The sequence below is a fragment of the Methylosinus sp. C49 genome (genome assembly GCF_009936375.1).
Classification (GTDB): Bacteria; Pseudomonadota; Alphaproteobacteria; order Rhizobiales; family Beijerinckiaceae; genus Methylosinus.
Genome location: NZ_AP022332.1, coordinates 786,181 through 801,620 on the forward strand (window position 1 = coordinate 786,181; position 15,440 = coordinate 801,620).

Below are 15,440 nucleotides of genomic sequence, written 5' to 3' on the forward strand. Positions count from 1 at the left end.
CGGCGTATTGCCGCAGAGCGGGGAAGGGCATAGGTTCGAGACATGTTCGAGAGCAGATTCCAGAGCTTTGCCGACGACGCCTGCGGGCAGGATAGCGCCGAGCGCCTCGCGGCCCTGCGCGCCGAGCTCGCGCGCCTCGAGATCGACGGCTTCATCGCCCCGCGCGCAGATGAGCATCAGAACGAATATGTGCCGAAATCGGCGGAGCGCCTCGCCTGGCTCACCGGCTTCACAGGCTCGGCCGGCGTCGTCGTCGTGCTCGCCGACAAAGCGGCGCTGTTCGTCGATGGGCGCTATACGCTGCAAGCACCCGAGCAGGTGGACACGAAACGCGTCGCCGTTCTCGACATCGCCAAGACGGCGCCTTCGCGCTGGCTCGCCGAGACGGCGAAGCAGGGCGCACGCATCGGCTATGATCCTTGGGTGCATACGACCGCGCAGATCGACCGCTACGCCAAAGCGCTGGAGGGCAGAGGCGTCACGCTGGTTCCGCTCGAGCGCAATCCGATCGACGCTGTTTGGACCGATCGGCCACAGCCGCCGCAGGGCGCCATCTCGCTCTATCCGCCGCGGCTCGCCGGCGTCGCCGCCAAGACGAAGATCGCGCGCGTGCGCAAGGCGCTTGGCGAGGCGGACGCGCTGCTCGTCTCCGATCCGCATGCGCTCGCCTGGCTGTTCAATCTGCGCGGCGCCGATGTCGCCTATACGCCGATCGCGCTGGCTTTCGCCGTCCTTCCCAAGGAAGGCAAGCCGCTGCTCTATGTCGATCCCGCCAAGCTCTCGGCCAAGACGAGAAGCAGCCTCGAAGGACTCGTCGATATCTATGAGGCGGCGGAGATCGTCGAGGATCTCGCCGACGCCGGCGCGCGCGGACTGACGATTTTGTTCGACTCCGGCACCGCGCCGGCGAAGCTCGTCGAGCTCTTCCGCGCCAAGGGCGGCGAGCCCAAGCTCGGCGACGATCCGATCGCGCTTCTCAAAGCGATAAAGAACGACATAGAGCTCGAGGGCGCGCGCGCCGCGCATTTGCGCGACGGCGTGGCGCTGACGCGCTTTCTCGCCTGGTTCGCGGAGACGGCGCCCAAAGGCAAGCTCACAGAAATCTCCGCCGCTCAGGCGCTCGAGACCTTCCGTCGCGAGAGCGGCGAGCTGCGCGATCTCTCCTTCCCCACCATCTCCGCCTTCGGCCCGCACGCCGCCATTCCGCATTATCGCGTGACCGAGGCGAGCGATCTGCGCATTTCGCGCGGCTGCTATCTCGTCGATTCCGGCGCGCAATATCTCGACGGCACCACGGATGTGACGCGCACCATCGGCGTCGGCCGGCCATCGCGGCAATTGCGCGAGCATTTCACCCGCGTGCTGCAGGGCCATATCGGCGTCGCTCGCGCGGTGTTTCCGATGGGCGTCAGCGGCGCGCAGCTCGACGCTTTCGCGCGCCGGAGCCTCTGGGAGGCGGGGCTCGATTTCGACCACGGCACGGGCCATGGCGTCGGCGCCTATCTCTCCGTCCACGAAGGGCCGCAGCGTATCTCCAAGCTCGGGACGACGCCCTTGCAGCCGGGCATGATCCTCTCCGACGAGCCGGGATATTATCGCGCCGGCGAATATGGCATTCGCCTCGAGAATCTGATCGTCGTCGAGAAGCGCGAGATCCTCGGCGCCGAGCGCGAGATGCTCGGCTTCGAGACACTCACCCTCGCGCCTTTCGATCTCGCCCTCGTCGATCCGAAGCTTTTGAGCGTCGAGGAGACGCGCTGGCTCAACGCCTATCACGCGCGGGTGCGTGCGGAATTGTCGCCGCATCTCGACGCCAAGACGCGCAAATGGCTGGCGCAGGCGACACGCAAGCTCTGACGTGAAGGGCGCGCCGCGCCGAGAGCGTTCTCGCGCTCAGCCCCAAGGCCCATGCGATGGCGGATCGAGCGGGCTGCGGCCGTCCTGCGGCAGAAAGCCGGGCGCGCCAGGGACCGGCGCCGGCTGCGCTTCCCAGGGGCCGTGATCCTCGATTGGCGGCGGCGCCTCCAACTTCGGCATGTCGCGGCCGCCGGCGTAGCGCACCAGAGCGGCGACGCGATCGTCGACGGATGGATGCGTCGAGAACAGAGCGCGCGCCTTGCGCGTCGGGCTCTCGATGAAAAACGCCCCCATGCGCGAGGGCATATCGGGGATGATCGCATTCGACTCGATCTTGCGTAGCGCCGAGATCATCGCATCCGGGTTCTTGGTCAGCTCCACCGAGCCGGCGTCGGCGAGAAACTCGCGCGAGCGCGAGATGGCGAAGCGGATCAGCACCGACAGCCCCCAGCTCAGCGCGATGATGGCGAGCGCGATGATGATGGCGAGGCCGGCGCCGCTCGCCCCGCCGCGGTCGCGCCCCTCCTCCGCCGTGCGCTTGGGCGAGAAGCGAAAGCCCCAATTGCGGAAGAGAAGATCGCCCACGAAGGCGAATATTCCGGCGAAGATCGCGGCGACCACCATCAGCTGCACGTCGCGATTGCGAATATGCGTCAGCTCATGGCCGATCACCGCCTCGATCTCGGCGTCGTCCAAAGTCTCCAGCAGGCCGCGGGTGACGGTGACGGCGTAATGCCCCTCCCTGACGCCGGAGGCGTAGGCGTTGAGCGCCCCATCCTCGATGATCTTGAGAGCGGGCATGGGAATGCCGCGCGAGATGCAGAGATTCTCGAGCAGATTATAGAGCCGCGGCGCGTCCTCGCGCGAAACGTCGCCGGCGCCGGTGGCGGCGTCGATCAGTCTTTGGTGGAAGAAATAAGCGATGGCGAACCAGAGCCCGGCGGCGACGAAGGCGATGGGCCAGCCATACTCGAGATCGCGCAGCGCGCGCGCCATGATCTGCGGCAGCGCGCCGTCCTGCGACGCCTCGAAGAGCAGCGCCACGGCGAACAGCAGCGCCAGCAGCAGTACGACGAATCCCGCGAGCAGCAGCAGCGAGCGCAGCCGGTTCGCCTGAATATGGGTGTAGAGGCCGTAAGCGTGAAACATGCGGCTATTCTCGCTGTCCCGGCGAGCCTCGCCAAGTGACGAATCGCACATTCCGATCTTCGTGAGCCGCCAGGCCCCCTCCCTCACCCTCCCCCGCTTTGCGGGAGAGGGAGGCGGCGACGTTTCGCGAAGCTTCGATGAAGCGCCAAATCTGCTCCCTCTCCCGCGTAGCGGGGGAGGGCTGGGGAGGGGGCGCTCCGCTCCCTTTGAACTCGATGCGCTTTGTGTCTTATTGCGCCTCGAACCGAGGAAGAGCACGAAGCGTCTCATGGACGAGAAACCGCGATCCGACGACAAGGCCGCCCGGCCGACGCCGATGATGGCGCAATATATAGAGATCAAATCGGCCAATCCCGATTGCCTGCTCTTCTATCGCATGGGCGATTTCTACGAGCTGTTCTTCGAGGACGCCGAGACCGCCTCGCGCGCGCTCGGCATCATGCTGACGAAGCGCGGCAAGCACCTCGGCGCCGACATTCCCATGTGCGGCGTGCCGGTGGAGCGCGCCGACGATTATCTGCAAAAGCTCATCGCGCTCGGCCATCGCGTCGCCGTCTGCGAGCAGATGGAGGACCCCGCCGAGGCGCGCAAGCGCGGCAATAAATCCGTCGTCAGACGCGACGTCGTGCGGCTCGTCACGCCCGGCACCATCACCGAGGAGCAGCTGCTCGATCCCGCGCGCCCCAACGCCTTCGCCGCGCTGTCGCGGCTGCGCGCGGGGGACGGTCAATGGCGCTACGGCCTCGCCTGCGTCGATATTTCCACCGGCGCCTTCGATGTCGCGGAGGTCGGCGAGGCGGAGCTGGCCGGCGAATTGGCGCGGCTGGAGCCGCGCGAGATCGTCGCGGCGGAAGCGATCTGCGCCGATGCGCGGCTCACATCGCAGCTCGCGCATCTCGACGCGCCGCTGACCGCGCTCGGACGCGATGTCGGCGGCGAGAGCGCTGCGCGGCGATTGCTCGATTTCTTCGGCGTCGCGACGTTAGAGGGCTTCGGCGCGCTGGGCGAAGCGGAGATCGCAGCGGCGGCCGTGGCCATCCTCTATGTCGAGCGCACGCAAAAGGGAAAACGTCCGGCGCTGCGCCGTCCCTCGAGCCTGCGCCGCAGCGCGACTCTGGAGATAGACGCGGCGACGCGCGTCAATCTCGAGCTGACGCGCACGCTGAAGGGCGAGCGCGACGGCTCGCTGCTGGCGACGATCGACATGACCGCGACGCCCGCCGGCGCGCGCCTGCTCGCCGAGCGCATCGCCGCGCCCTCCACCGAGCCGGAATTGATCGCGCAGCGGCTCGACGCCGTCTCCTTCTTCGTCGGCGAGCCGGAGCTGCGCGCGCGCTTGCGCGCCATTCTCGCACGCGCGCCGGATGTGGCGCGGGCGCTCTCGCGTCTGTCGTTGCAGCGCGGCGGCCCGCGCGATCTCGGCAATATCCGCGCCGCGCTCGCCGCCGCGCGCGAGATCGTCACGCTCTTTTCCGCGCAGGAGGCGGCGGCGCTGGTCGCGCAGGAGATCGCGACGTTAGCTGCTTGCGACAATGAATTGGAGCGCGCCATTGCGATGCGCCTCGCCGAGGATCCGCCGCTCGACAAGCGCGCGGGAAATTTCATCGCGCAAGGCTTCGACGCCGAGCTGGACGAAGCGCGCGCATTGCGCGACGAGAGCCGCCGCGTCATCGCCTCGCTGCAGCAGCGCTATGTCGAGCTGGCCGAGACCAAGCAGCTCAAGATCAAGCACAATAATTTTCTCGGCTTCTTCATCGAGGTTCCGCAGGCGCAGGGCGAAAGGTTGCTGCGTCCGCCTTTCGACGCGGTGTTCACCCATCGCCAGACGATGCAGGACGCCATGCGCTTCTCGACGCGCGAGCTGGCCGAGCTGGAGGCGAAGATCGCCTCCGCCGCCGATCGCGCGCAGGAGCGCGAGCTGGCGCTGTTCGAGGAATTGGCGGGCGCGGTTCTCGCGCGCGCGCAAGAGCTGCAACGTCTCGCGCAAGGCTTCGCCGCGCTCGACGTTTTCGCGGCGCTCGGCGAGCTGGCGACAAAGCGCGATTGGACGCGCCCGCATATCGATTCCTCGCTCGATTTCGAGATTATCGGCGGGCGTCATCCGGTCGTCGAAGCCTCGCTGGAGGCGCAGGGAAAAATCTTCGCCGCCAATGATTGCGATCTCGGCGACGCGCGCGCCGGAAAGATCGCCGTCGTCACCGGGCCGAACATGGCCGGCAAATCCACCTATCTGCGCCAAAACGCGCTCATCGCCATTCTCGCGCAGGCGGGCTCCTTCGTGCCGGCGAAAAGCGCGCGGCTGGGGGCGGTCGATCGCTTGTTCTCGCGCGTCGGCGCGGCGGATGATCTCGCGCGTGGGCGCTCCACCTTCATGGTGGAGATGGTGGAGACGGCGGCCATATTGAATTGCGCCGGCCCGCGCTCGCTGGTCATTCTCGACGAGATCGGCCGCGGCACGGCGACATTCGACGGCCTCTCCATCGCCTGGGCGACGATCGAGCATCTGCACGAGGTCAATCGCGCGCGCGCGCTGTTCGCGACGCATTTCCACGAGCTGACGCAATTGACGAAGCGCATGGGACGGCTCGTCAATCTCACCATGAAGGTGAAAGATCACGCCGGCGAGGTGGTGTTTCTGCACGAGGTCGCGAAAGGCGCCGCCGATCGCTCTTACGGCGTGCATGTCGCCGAGCTGGCGGGGCTTCCAGCGAGCGTGGTGGCGCGGGCGCATGCGATTCTCGCGGAGCTCGAGGCCGCCGATCGGCGCGCGCCGGTGACGAAGCTCATCGACGATCTCCCGCTCTTCGCGCATGCGGTGACGAGCGCGCCAGCGAAGGACGAATTGCGCGAGGCCCTGGGGGCGATCGATCCAGATGCGCTGACGCCGCGCGAGGCGCTGGCCGCGCTCTATGAGCTGAAGGCGAAAGCGGGCGGCCGTTGAGCCGCCGCGTCAATCCTTTGCATAAGCCGCATAAGCCGCATTGGCTTGCGATGTCGTCGAGGCGCTGTCGAGCTTGGCGCCGCCGAGCGTGAGCTCGCGCAGGCCGGCGAGCAGCGAGTCGATCTGCGCATAGGGATCATGCGAGCCGTCGGCGTCGGCGGATTCTCCGCCCGCGCGAGTCGACGCGGACTGCGCCGATTGCGCGCGCTGCGTCTCGCTCGCGGGCGCGGCGGCCGCGGGCTGATATGACGTTCCATAGGCCGGGCGGCCATAGAGCGACAGATCGGAAAGTGTGAGCGACACAACCAAGCTCCTTTGTTTCTCGCTTCGAGAAACGTCTAACAGGCGGGAGCTTAACGCGGCTCGCGGAATACCTACGCATTTTTACTTAACTCGCTGTCGAGAGCGCCGGCGGCCCATTCATCTGCCCATGACCTGCACCCCGGGCGCATAGCGCAGCGCGTCTTGGACAGAGGTCGCTTGAATATCGTCCATGAATTTTCGTGATATCACGGTCACGCTGCCGGGGATCGTCATCACATCGCGCCTCTCGCCGCCGGGGCCGACGACATAGGGAATGTGATAACCATCTTCCGCGGTCGTCTTCCGCGACGCGTCGGCGCAAGCGCTCGTCGCGATCAGCGCCGATGCGACGCCGGCCAGAATGCGAAAATAGCGCATGACGATTTCTCCTCAGCCGTTCGTCTTTCTATCACGGCGGCGGCGGCGGCGCGAGCGCGGCTTCCCCGGCGCGAATGGTGGAATAGCCCTGCGGCGGCGCTAGAATGGGAAAGCGATTCTCTCCCGGAGCCCGTCCATGTCCTACCGCGCGCCTCTCGACGATCTGCTCTTCGCCATGCGGCGGGCGGCGGGCGAGACGGCCTTCGGTCCGGGCGGACTCTATGCCGAGCTGGACGCGGCGACCGCCGCCGCGACGCTCGAGGAGGCCGCCAAATTCGCCGAGACGGCTCTGCTGCCGCTCGATCGCGTCGGCGACCGCGCGGGAGTGGCGCTCACGGGCGAAAAGGTGGCGACGGCGCCCGGCTGGCGCGAGGCCTATTCGCTCTGGGTGGAGGGCGGCTGGAACGCGCTCTCCGCGCCGCCCGGCCATGGCGGCATGGGCCTGCCGCTGCTGCTCGGCGCCGCCTGCACAGAGATTTGGAACGCCGCCAACATCTCCTTCGCGCTCTGCCCGCTGCTGGGCCAGGGCGCGATAGAGGCGATGGAGATCCATGCGGCCGAAGCGCTGAAATCCGCCTATCTGCCGAAGATGATCTCCGGCGAATGGACGGCGACGATGAATCTCACCGAGCCGCAGGCGGGCTCCGATCTCGCCCATTTGCGCACGCGCGCCGAGCGCGCCGAGGATGGAAGCTATCGCCTGTTCGGGCAGAAGATTTTCATCACCTATGGCGAGCACGACCTGTCCAAGAATATCGTTCATCTCGTGCTGGCGCGGCTGCCCGACGCGCCCGCCGGCACGCGCGGAATTTCCTTGTTTCTGGCGCCGAAATTCCTGCCCGGGCCGGATGGACGCCCCGGCGCGCGCAATGATCTGCGCTGCGTCGGGATAGAGCGCAAGCTCGGCATCCACGGCTCGCCGACCTGCACAATGTCCTATGGCGACAATGGCGGCGCGGTCGCCTTTCTCATCGGCCGCGAGAATGAGGGCCTCGCCTGCATGTTCACCATGATGAACAATGCGCGGCTCTCTGTGGGGCTGCAGGGCGTTGGCCTCGCCGAGCGGGCGACGCAGACGGCGCTGGCCTATGCCCGCGAGCGCCGCCAGGGCCGGGGCGCCTCGGCCGATCCGGCGCCGATCGTCGAGCATCCCGATGTCGTGCGCATGCTGCTGACGATGAAGGCGAAGACAGCCGCGGCGCGGGCGATCTGCTATCTCACCGCCGCCGCGCTGGACCGCGCTCGCCTGCTGGAGGGCGAGGCGGCGCAGGCGGCGCAGGAGCGCGCCGGCCTGCTGACGCCGCTCGCCAAGGCCTATTCCACCGATATCGGCTGCGAAGTCGCCTCGCTCGGCGTTCAAGTTCATGGCGGCATGGGCTTCATAGAGGAGACCGGCGCCGCGCAATTGCTGCGCGACGCGCGCATCACGCCCATCTATGAGGGAACCAACGGCATTCAGGCCATCGATCTCGCCACCCGCAAACTGCGCCTCTCCAAAGGCGCGGCCGTATGGCGGGAGATCGACGCCATGCGCGACGACATAGACGCGCTGACGGCGAGCAATGACGCCGTCTTCGTCAATATCGCCCGTCGCGCTGCGGCGGCTGTCGAGGCTTTCGAGCGCGCGACCGATTTTCTGTCCGCGACCTCCGATCCGCGCGGCATCGAGGCGCTCGCCGGAGCGACCCCCTATCTGCGGCTGTTCGCGCTGGCGCGCGGCGTCACCCTGCTCGGGGCCGGGGCGCTCGCCTCGCATCGCGCCGGCGACGCCGCGGCTCAGAGCAGAATCGTCACGGCGCGATTCTTCGCCGATAATCTCGCCGTCGCGGCGGAGGGGCTGGAGCGCGCCACTGTCGAGGGCGGCGACTCCCTCATCGCCGGACTGGCGTTGCTGACGGCCGGACGAGATTGAACCGGGCCGGGAGACGAGAAGGACGCTCATGAAAAATCGCGAGCTGAATCGTGAGATCCTCGTCCGCCGGGACGGCCCGCTGCTGCGGATCGTCATCGACCGGCCGGCCAAGCGCAATGCGATCGACAAGCCCATGTATGAGGCGATGATCTCCGCCTTCGCCAAGGCCGACGCCGAGGAGGAGATTCGCGCCATCGTGCTGTCGGGCGCGGGCGGCGATTTCACCGCCGGCAATGATCTCGAGGATTTCCGCCGCCCGCTGGACAATCCGCAGGATTTCCCGGCTCTGCGCTTCGTCCGCGCGCTGGCGACGCTGCAGACGCCGCTCGTCGCCGCCGTGGCGGGCGACGCCATCGGAGTCGGCGTGACCATGCTGTTTCATTGCGATCTCGTCTACGCCTCGCATGGGGCGCGCTTCAAAATGCCTTTCGTCGATCTCGGCGTCATCCCCGAGGCGGCCTCGACGCTGCTGGTCCCGCAGCGCATCGGCCTCGTCAAGGCGACGGAATTCCTGCTGCTCTGCGACAGCTTCGGGGCGAGCGAGGCGCTGCGCCTCGGCGTCGTCAATGCGGTCGCCGGCTTCGACGAGGTGGAGGAAATGGCGGTGGACGCGGCGCGCCGGCTGGCGGCCAAGCCGCGCGCGGCGCTGGCGGCGACGCGGCGCCTGCTGCGTGGCGATACGGCGGCGGTGGCCGCCCGGATCGAGGAGGAGGCCGCCCTATTCGCGGCGGCGCTGACGATGCGGGAGACGCGCGCGCGGCTCGAGGCGTTTTTCGCTGGCGTCCCGGCCAGCGATCCGCTCGCTCAGTCGTCGGACAATCTGGCGTAGTTCACGAGCCGCGACGCCTTGTTGAGAATGGCGCGCATCTTCTCGCCGGCGCGCGCGCAGGTTCCGGCGAGGCGGTCGATGTTCTGCGGCGAGCCGGTGCGATATTGCAGGCGCACGGAGGCGACGGCGGCGACGGCGATGGTGTCGAGCTCGGCCACATAGGCCTCGAAGCGGCGCTTGAAATCCGGGCTCACCCTGTCATAGGCGGCGAGCGCCGAATGGCGTCCGGGAAGCTGCGAGCGCTCGAAATACTCTTTGTACGTCACCGGCCGCCAAACCAGCAGATCGTCGATGAGCTCCGGCATGTGCGGCAGCTGCTCGAGCATCATGACGAGCTCGTTGAACAGGTTGAGATAGTCGTTGGCCAGACCGGACACCGGGCTGACCAGCGGCTTTGTGGATGAAAAAGGATTCGGCGCCCGATTGCCGTCGACTTGATCGAGCGTTGCGAATTGCGCGTCAGCGGTCATAGGAAATCCCGATATGTTGGGGTTCATAATGGGCTCCAATTGATAAGAATCTCTTTCCGCCTTCCTGCTGCGATTCCGGGAAGGCGCGGGATTTCCGGCATTTCGCGGCGCAGCGAGAAGGGGAGAATCGAGGGAAGCCATGTGCGGTCGATACGCCATCACTCTGCCGCCGCAGGCGGCGCGCGACTATTTCGGCTATGTCGATCAGCCGAATTTTCCGCCGCGCTACAATATCGCGCCGACGCAGCCCGTCCCCATCGTGCGGCAGGAGCGCGATCCGCGCGGCGGCGAGGCGCGGCGCTTTCAGCTGGTCCGCTGGGGCTTTCTGCCCGGCTTCGTGAAAGATCCGGCAAGCTTTCCGCTCATCGTCAACGCCCGCGCCGAGAGCGCGCCGGAGAAGCCCAGCTTTCGCGCCGCGATGCGGCGGCGGCGCTGCCTCTTCATCGCCGACGCCTATTACGAATGGCGCCGCGACGGCGCCAAGGGCCGGGCGCGGGCGAGCCGGCCCTATCTCTTCCGCCACGCCGATGGGACGCCGCTGGCGCTCGCCGGCCTCTATGAAACCTGGATCGGCAGCGACGGCAGCGAGCTCGACACCGCCTGCATCCTCACCGTCTCCGCCAATGGCGCGACAGTCGCCATCCACGATCGCATGCCGGCGATATTGACGCCGAAGGATTTCGATCTCTGGCTCGGTCTCGACGAATTTTCGGCCGAGGCGGCCTGGCGCCTGCTGGCGCCCGCGCCGGACGACGCGCTCGAATTCTTCGAGATCGGCCCGGAGGTCAATAAAGCGGCCAATGATACGCCCTCCGTTCAATATAAGCGCGCCGATCTCCTCGCCTGAGCGGCGACGGCGAGCGACGAGGAGAAGAAAAACGCCTTGGCGGCTCTGCTGCCGGTGATATGACTCCCGGTCGTCGCCTGTTTCGACGTGAGAATTTCTCGAAGGGAGTTTGGTATGCGCATAGGCATGCGCGCCGTATTCGCGGCGCTCGGAATCGTTCTGGCTTCATCTGTCGGCTCTGCGAGCCTCGCCGGCCCCTATAATCCGGTCGCGCAGGCCGCGCAGTCGAAGCTCGCCGCGCAAGGCTATGATCCGGGCGTGCTGGATGGCGTCGCCGGGACGAAGACGGCCGCCGCAATCTCCGCCTTCCAGCAGAAGTCCGGCCTGCCGCAGAGCGGCGCGCTCGACGCCGCGACGCTCGACAAGCTCGGCGTCGGCGTCTCGACGACGAAGCCCGTCGCCGATTGGATCGCCGTTCCGACGCAGGAGGAGATCGACAAGCTCGTTTCGGCCAAGAATGATCCGGCCCAGGCCTACAGCAATTATCTGCCCAACGCCCCGGCGGCCGGCCTCTCGCTGCCCGGCGCGGCCATTCTCGCGGCGATGAACCAGAGCGCCGATGTCTATGGCAGCCGCCGCGCCGGCGAGCCCAAGCATACGGATCAAGGCTATCAATATACGGCCGACTGCCTGAAGACGAATTACGCGCCGACCAATTGGTCGGACATAACCATCCATTATTATTGCCAAATGTCGAAGCCGCGCGCCTGCTACACTTATGCGCTCTCTGGCAAATCCACGCCCGCGGGGGTCAAATATCAGCGTCCGGCGGCTTATCGCGGCTGCGCGGCGGGCAAGTTGAAAGAGGCCGCCGATTTTGTCGCCTTCGTGCCGAAGACGCAGCCTCTGGTCTTTCAATATGTGATGTTTGGCCAGACGCACGCTTTCGATCACGAGCAGGAGCAGGCGATCATCAACGCCTTCTATGGCGTGACGAATCCGGCCGACAAGGCGGAATGCAAGGCCAAGCGCCCGCGCCGCACCGAGGATCCGACCGACGGCTCCCATTGCCTCGTGAGCAAGATCATGTCGCCGCGCCTCGCCGGCAAGGGCGATTGAGCAGGAATAAGAAGAGAGGGGCCGCGAAGGCCCCTCTCTTTTTGCCGCGTCACATCACCTGACGCAGCACGAAGTAGAGCGAAGCCGACAGCAATATGGCGGCGGGGAGCGTGAGCACCCAGGCCATCAGCAGCTTCTGGATCGTCGCCATCTGCACGCCGGCGCCATTGGCGGCCATCGTGCCGGCGACGCCGGAAGACAGCACATGCGTCGTCGAGACCGGCAGGCCATACATGTCGGCGGCGGCGATGGTGCCGGCGGCGACCAGCTCGGCCGAGGCGCCCTGGCCATAGGTCAGATGCTGCTTGCCGATCTTCTCGCCGACGGTGACGACGATGCGCTTCCAGCCGATCATCGTGCCGAGGCCGAGCGCGATGGCGACCGCGATCTTCACCCACAGCGGGATGAATTTCGTCGCCTGATCGATCTGATCCTTATACTCCTTCAGCACTTTCTTGTCGGAGTCGGTCAGTTCCGCGGCCTTGTCCTTGGCGAGGAAGCGCAGCGCCTCGGAGGCGAGGTAGATGTCGTTACGCGTGTTGCCGACGGCGGCGAAGGGGATTTTCGAGATCGAGCCATAGCTCTCGACCTGATGCGAGATGTCGCGGATCAGCACGGCGAGCGACGGATAGGTTCCCTCGTTGATCTGATGCTGAGCGACATAAATCGTCACCGCCGGGCGCGGATCGCCGAGGACATTATAGCCGGCGGCCTTGGTCTCGACGACCTTGGACGCCGCATGCGAGGCCTTGGTGAAGCTCTCGAGATGGCTCGCCGGAAGCGCGCGATTGAGCGCATAGGAGGTGGGCACCGTGCCGATGAGGATCAGCATGATGAGGCCCATGCCCTTCTGGCCGTCATTTGAGCCATGCGCGAAGGAGACGCCCGTGCAGGTGAGAATCAGCAGGCCGCGAACCCACAAGGGCGGAGCCGCCTGGCCCTTGGGCTCGGCGTAGAGCTCTGGCTTGCGGACGAGGAACTTCATCACCAGCAGCAGCAGCGCGGCGGCGCCGAAGCCGAAGAGCGGTGAAAGCAGCAGCGAATAGCCGATATCGGTGGCCTTGCCCCAATCGACGCCGGAGGTTCCGTCGCGGCCGCGTATGAGGGCGTTGGCGACGCCGACGCCGATGATGGAGCCGATCAGCGTGTGGGAGGAGGAGGCCGGCAGGCCGAGCCACCAGGTGCCGAGGTTCCAGACGATTGCGGCGATGAGCAGCGCGAACACCATGGCGAAGCCGGCCTGCGAGCCCACTTGCAGAATGAGCTCCACCGGCAGCAGCGACACAATGCCGAAGGCGACCGCGCCCGTGGAGAACAGCACGCCGAGGAAGTTGAAGAAGCCCGACCACACCACGGCCACCGGCGCCGGCATGGAATGGGTGTAGATGACCGTCGCCACGGCGTTGGCCGTGTCGTGGAAGCCGTTCACGAACTCGAAGCCGAGCGCGATGAGCAGCGCCACGCCGAGCAGGATGAAGGGAAGATAATTGGTGACCGGCGCGCCGGACTCCAGAATATCCTTGTAGATGCTCCACGCCGTGAAGGCGAGGCCGAGCGCGATGACCGCGAGGAAGACGAGAAGCGCGCGTATGTCGAGCTTGTGATCGAGCTTCGGCTTCGGACTGTGAGAGTCGGCGCTGTCGCGCAAATCGACGCTCGAGGCAACGGATGTCATAACTTTCTCCTCGCAACTGAAAGGCGAGAATATTCAACAATTGGGCGCGACAACCGTATGACGAAGCGGGCTCTTTGGGTTGCAGGGCAGAAATTCTTCGCCACATGGCGTTTGGACGAAACGGCTGTTCTCTCGTGGTAGTTCTGTTAAAAGAACATTCTATTTGACATAGCGAACAAATCGCAAGAGCCTATAGGCTCGCGAAGCGATGCGCGCCCGGATGGGGCGCTCGCCGCGGAGAAGGAGGCCGAAAAAATGTCCGACGCCTATATCATCGAGCTCGGCGAGGAAGCTGTCGGCGTGATCGCCCGCGACGCCAAGGGCTATCGCTTCTATGCGGCGAAACAGTCCTTCCGTCCGTTGGAGGGGCGTCTGTTCCAATCGGCGGAAAATGCGCGCAGCGCGGCTCTGGAGCTGCGGCGCGAATCGCCGCCGCGTCGCTCCGCGCTCACCTCGCTCGGCCTCGTCGCGCAGCAGGGGCGCGGTTGAGCGGCGCTTCGGATCGTTTCACGCGGCGGCCCCGCATTCCCGGCCGGGCCGGGCCTCTGGCCCGCCGGGAATGACGGCGCTTTTTTAAAGTCATTCCGGCTCAGATCGGGCCGGAATGACTGTGTATCTCTTCATTCGATCGTGTTTTCTTCACGCGAACCGGTTCCCACTTCGCTCGAAAACGCTCTCACGCCCGGCCGACGCTCGTGTAGTCGAAGCCGCGTTTGCGAATGTCGGCGGCGCGGTAGATGTTCCGCAGATCGACGATCACCGGCGTCTTCAGCAGCGTCTTGATGCGATCGAGATCGAGCGCGCGGAACGCGTCCCATTCCGTGACGATGACCAGCGCATCGGCGCCTTCGGCCGTCTGATAGGGATCCTCGCAGAAGGTCACTTCCGGCATCAGCGGCTTCGCCTGGCTCATGCTCTCGGGATCATAGGCATAGACCTTGGCGCCGTCGCCGGCGAGCGAGGCCACTATGGCGAGCGAGGGCGCGTCGCGCATATCGTCGGTGTTGGGCTTGAAGGCGAGGCCGAGCAGGCCGATCTTCTTGCCGCGCACCGAGCCGCCGAGCGCCGAGATCACCTTGCGGGCCATGGCGCGCTTGCGGGCGTCGTTCACCGCCACCACCGTCTCGACGATGCGCAGCGGCGCGGCGTAATCCTGCCCCGTCTTCAGCAGGGCGAGCGTGTCCTTGGGGAAGCAGGAGCCGCCATAGCCCGGCCCGGCGTGCAGGAACTTCGAGCCGATGCGATTGTCGAGGCCGATGCCGCGCGCGACCTCCTGCACATCCGCGCCCACGCGCTCGCAGAGGTCGGCGATCTCGTTGATGAAGGTGATCTTGGTCGCGAGAAAGGCGTTGGCCGCATATTTGGTGAGCTCGGAGGTGCGGCGGCCGACGAAGACCAGCGGCGGCTGGTTGAGGCTCAGCGGCCGGTAGATTTCCGACATCACCTCGCGCGCGCGCTCGTCCTCGACGCCGATGACGACGCGGTCCGGGCGCTTGAAATCCTCGATCGCCGCGCCCTCGCGCAGAAACTCGGGATTGGAGACGACCGCGAAATCCGCCCCGGGATTGACCTCGCGGATGAGGCGCTCGACCTCGTCGCCCGTGCCGACCGGGACGGTCGATTTGTTGACGATGACGGTGAATTTGTCGAGCGCGCGGCCGATGGTCTCGGCGGCGGCGTAGACATAGGAGAGGTCCGCGTGGCCGTCGCCGCGGCGCGACGGCGTGCCGACGGCGATGAAGACCGCGTCCGCGCCGCGCACGGCCGGCGTGAGATCGGTGGTGAAGAACAGGCGGTTCTGCTTCACATTATTGGCGACGAGCTCGTCGAGCCCGGGCTCGAAGATCGGAATCTCGCCGCGCAGCAGCCGCTCGATCTTCGAGGCGTCGCTGTCGACGCAGGTCACGACATGGCCGAAATCGGCGAAGCAGGCGCCGGAAACGAGGCCGACATAGCCCGATCCGATCATTGTGATGTTCATCGTCTCTCGTCTCTCGTTCGGTCCAAAGGACTGTCACTG

General features: G+C 66.3%; 13 protein-coding genes. 7 read left to right on the plus strand and 6 right to left on the minus strand.

Going from position 1 to position 15,440, the window contains the following annotated elements:
• The first annotated feature begins 42 nt into the window (after window positions 1-42).
• The gene (locus GYH34_RS03680; protein ID WP_161912405.1) at window positions 43-1,857 is read left to right on the plus strand and encodes an aminopeptidase P family protein; all 1,815 of its coding nucleotides are present in this window, start codon (window positions 43-45) and stop codon (window positions 1,855-1,857) included.
• A gap of 36 nt (window positions 1,858-1,893) precedes the next feature.
• Here GYH34_RS03680 and GYH34_RS03685 read toward each other — a convergent pair whose 3' ends face one another.
• The gene (locus tag GYH34_RS03685) at window positions 1,894-3,006 is read right to left on the minus strand and encodes a M48 family metallopeptidase (RefSeq protein ID WP_161912406.1); all 1,113 of its coding nucleotides are present in this window, start codon (window positions 3,004-3,006) and stop codon (window positions 1,894-1,896) included.
• A 268-nt stretch (window positions 3,007-3,274) separates the two neighbouring features.
• On the opposite strand from GYH34_RS03685, the gene mutS reads away from it, so the two are divergent.
• The gene (mutS, locus tag GYH34_RS03690) at window positions 3,275-5,947 is read left to right on the plus strand and encodes a DNA mismatch repair protein MutS (protein WP_161912407.1); all 2,673 of its coding nucleotides are present in this window, start codon (window positions 3,275-3,277) and stop codon (window positions 5,945-5,947) included.
• Window positions 5,948-5,956: 9 nt separating this feature from the next.
• On the opposite strand, the gene GYH34_RS03695 is transcribed toward mutS, so the two are convergent.
• Both GYH34_RS03695 and GYH34_RS03700 read right to left on the minus strand, forming a co-directional pair.
• Entirely contained in the window at window positions 5,957-6,250 is a 294-nt protein-coding gene (locus tag GYH34_RS03695) for a hypothetical protein (protein ID WP_161912408.1), read from the minus strand.
• 117 nt (window positions 6,251-6,367) lie between these two features.
• Window positions 6,368-6,628, minus strand: coding sequence for a Plug domain-containing protein (locus GYH34_RS03700; RefSeq protein WP_161912409.1), 261 nt, complete (start codon window positions 6,626-6,628; stop codon window positions 6,368-6,370).
• A gap of 136 nt (window positions 6,629-6,764) precedes the next feature.
• On the opposite strand from GYH34_RS03700, the gene GYH34_RS03705 reads away from it, so the two are divergent.
• Window positions 6,765-8,540, plus strand: a complete 1,776-nt coding sequence (locus tag GYH34_RS03705) for an acyl-CoA dehydrogenase (protein ID WP_161912410.1) — start codon at window positions 6,765-6,767, stop codon at window positions 8,538-8,540.
• Window positions 8,541-8,568: 28 nt separating this feature from the next.
• Window positions 8,569-9,369, plus strand: coding sequence for an enoyl-CoA hydratase-related protein (locus tag GYH34_RS03710; protein WP_161912411.1), 801 nt, complete (start codon window positions 8,569-8,571; stop codon window positions 9,367-9,369).
• On the opposite strand, the gene GYH34_RS03715 is transcribed toward GYH34_RS03710, so the two are convergent.
• Window positions 9,345-9,839, minus strand: a complete 495-nt coding sequence (locus GYH34_RS03715) for a hypothetical protein (protein ID WP_161912412.1) — start codon at window positions 9,837-9,839, stop codon at window positions 9,345-9,347. The genes GYH34_RS03710 and GYH34_RS03715 overlap by 25 nt on opposite strands.
• Before the next feature lie 139 nt (window positions 9,840-9,978).
• Here GYH34_RS03715 and GYH34_RS03720 point away from each other — a divergent pair, with 139 nt between their 5' ends.
• Complete coding sequence (locus tag GYH34_RS03720; protein WP_161912413.1) at window positions 9,979-10,686, plus strand: SOS response-associated peptidase; 708 nt, start codon at window positions 9,979-9,981, stop codon at window positions 10,684-10,686.
• A gap of 114 nt (window positions 10,687-10,800) precedes the next feature.
• Window positions 10,801-11,745 carry a peptidoglycan-binding domain-containing protein gene (locus GYH34_RS03725; protein WP_161912414.1) on the plus strand — a complete coding sequence of 315 codons (945 nt, stop codon included), beginning with the start codon at window positions 10,801-10,803 and terminating at the stop codon, window positions 11,743-11,745.
• A gap of 49 nt (window positions 11,746-11,794) precedes the next feature.
• Here the strand turns inward: GYH34_RS03725 and GYH34_RS03730 are convergent, their stop codons facing one another.
• Window positions 11,795-13,420 (minus strand): inorganic phosphate transporter, encoded by a 1,626-nt coding sequence (locus GYH34_RS03730; RefSeq protein WP_161912415.1) that lies wholly within the window; start codon window positions 13,418-13,420, stop codon window positions 11,795-11,797.
• A gap of 255 nt (window positions 13,421-13,675) precedes the next feature.
• Between GYH34_RS03730 and GYH34_RS03735 the strand changes: the two genes are divergently transcribed.
• Window positions 13,676-13,909, plus strand: a complete 234-nt coding sequence (locus GYH34_RS03735) for a hypothetical protein (protein WP_161912416.1) — start codon at window positions 13,676-13,678, stop codon at window positions 13,907-13,909.
• A gap of 187 nt (window positions 13,910-14,096) precedes the next feature.
• On the opposite strand, the gene GYH34_RS03740 is transcribed toward GYH34_RS03735, so the two are convergent.
• Complete coding sequence (locus GYH34_RS03740; RefSeq protein ID WP_161912417.1) at window positions 14,097-15,401, minus strand: UDP-glucose/GDP-mannose dehydrogenase family protein; 1,305 nt, start codon at window positions 15,399-15,401, stop codon at window positions 14,097-14,099.
• Window positions 15,402-15,440 lie beyond the last annotated feature (39 nt).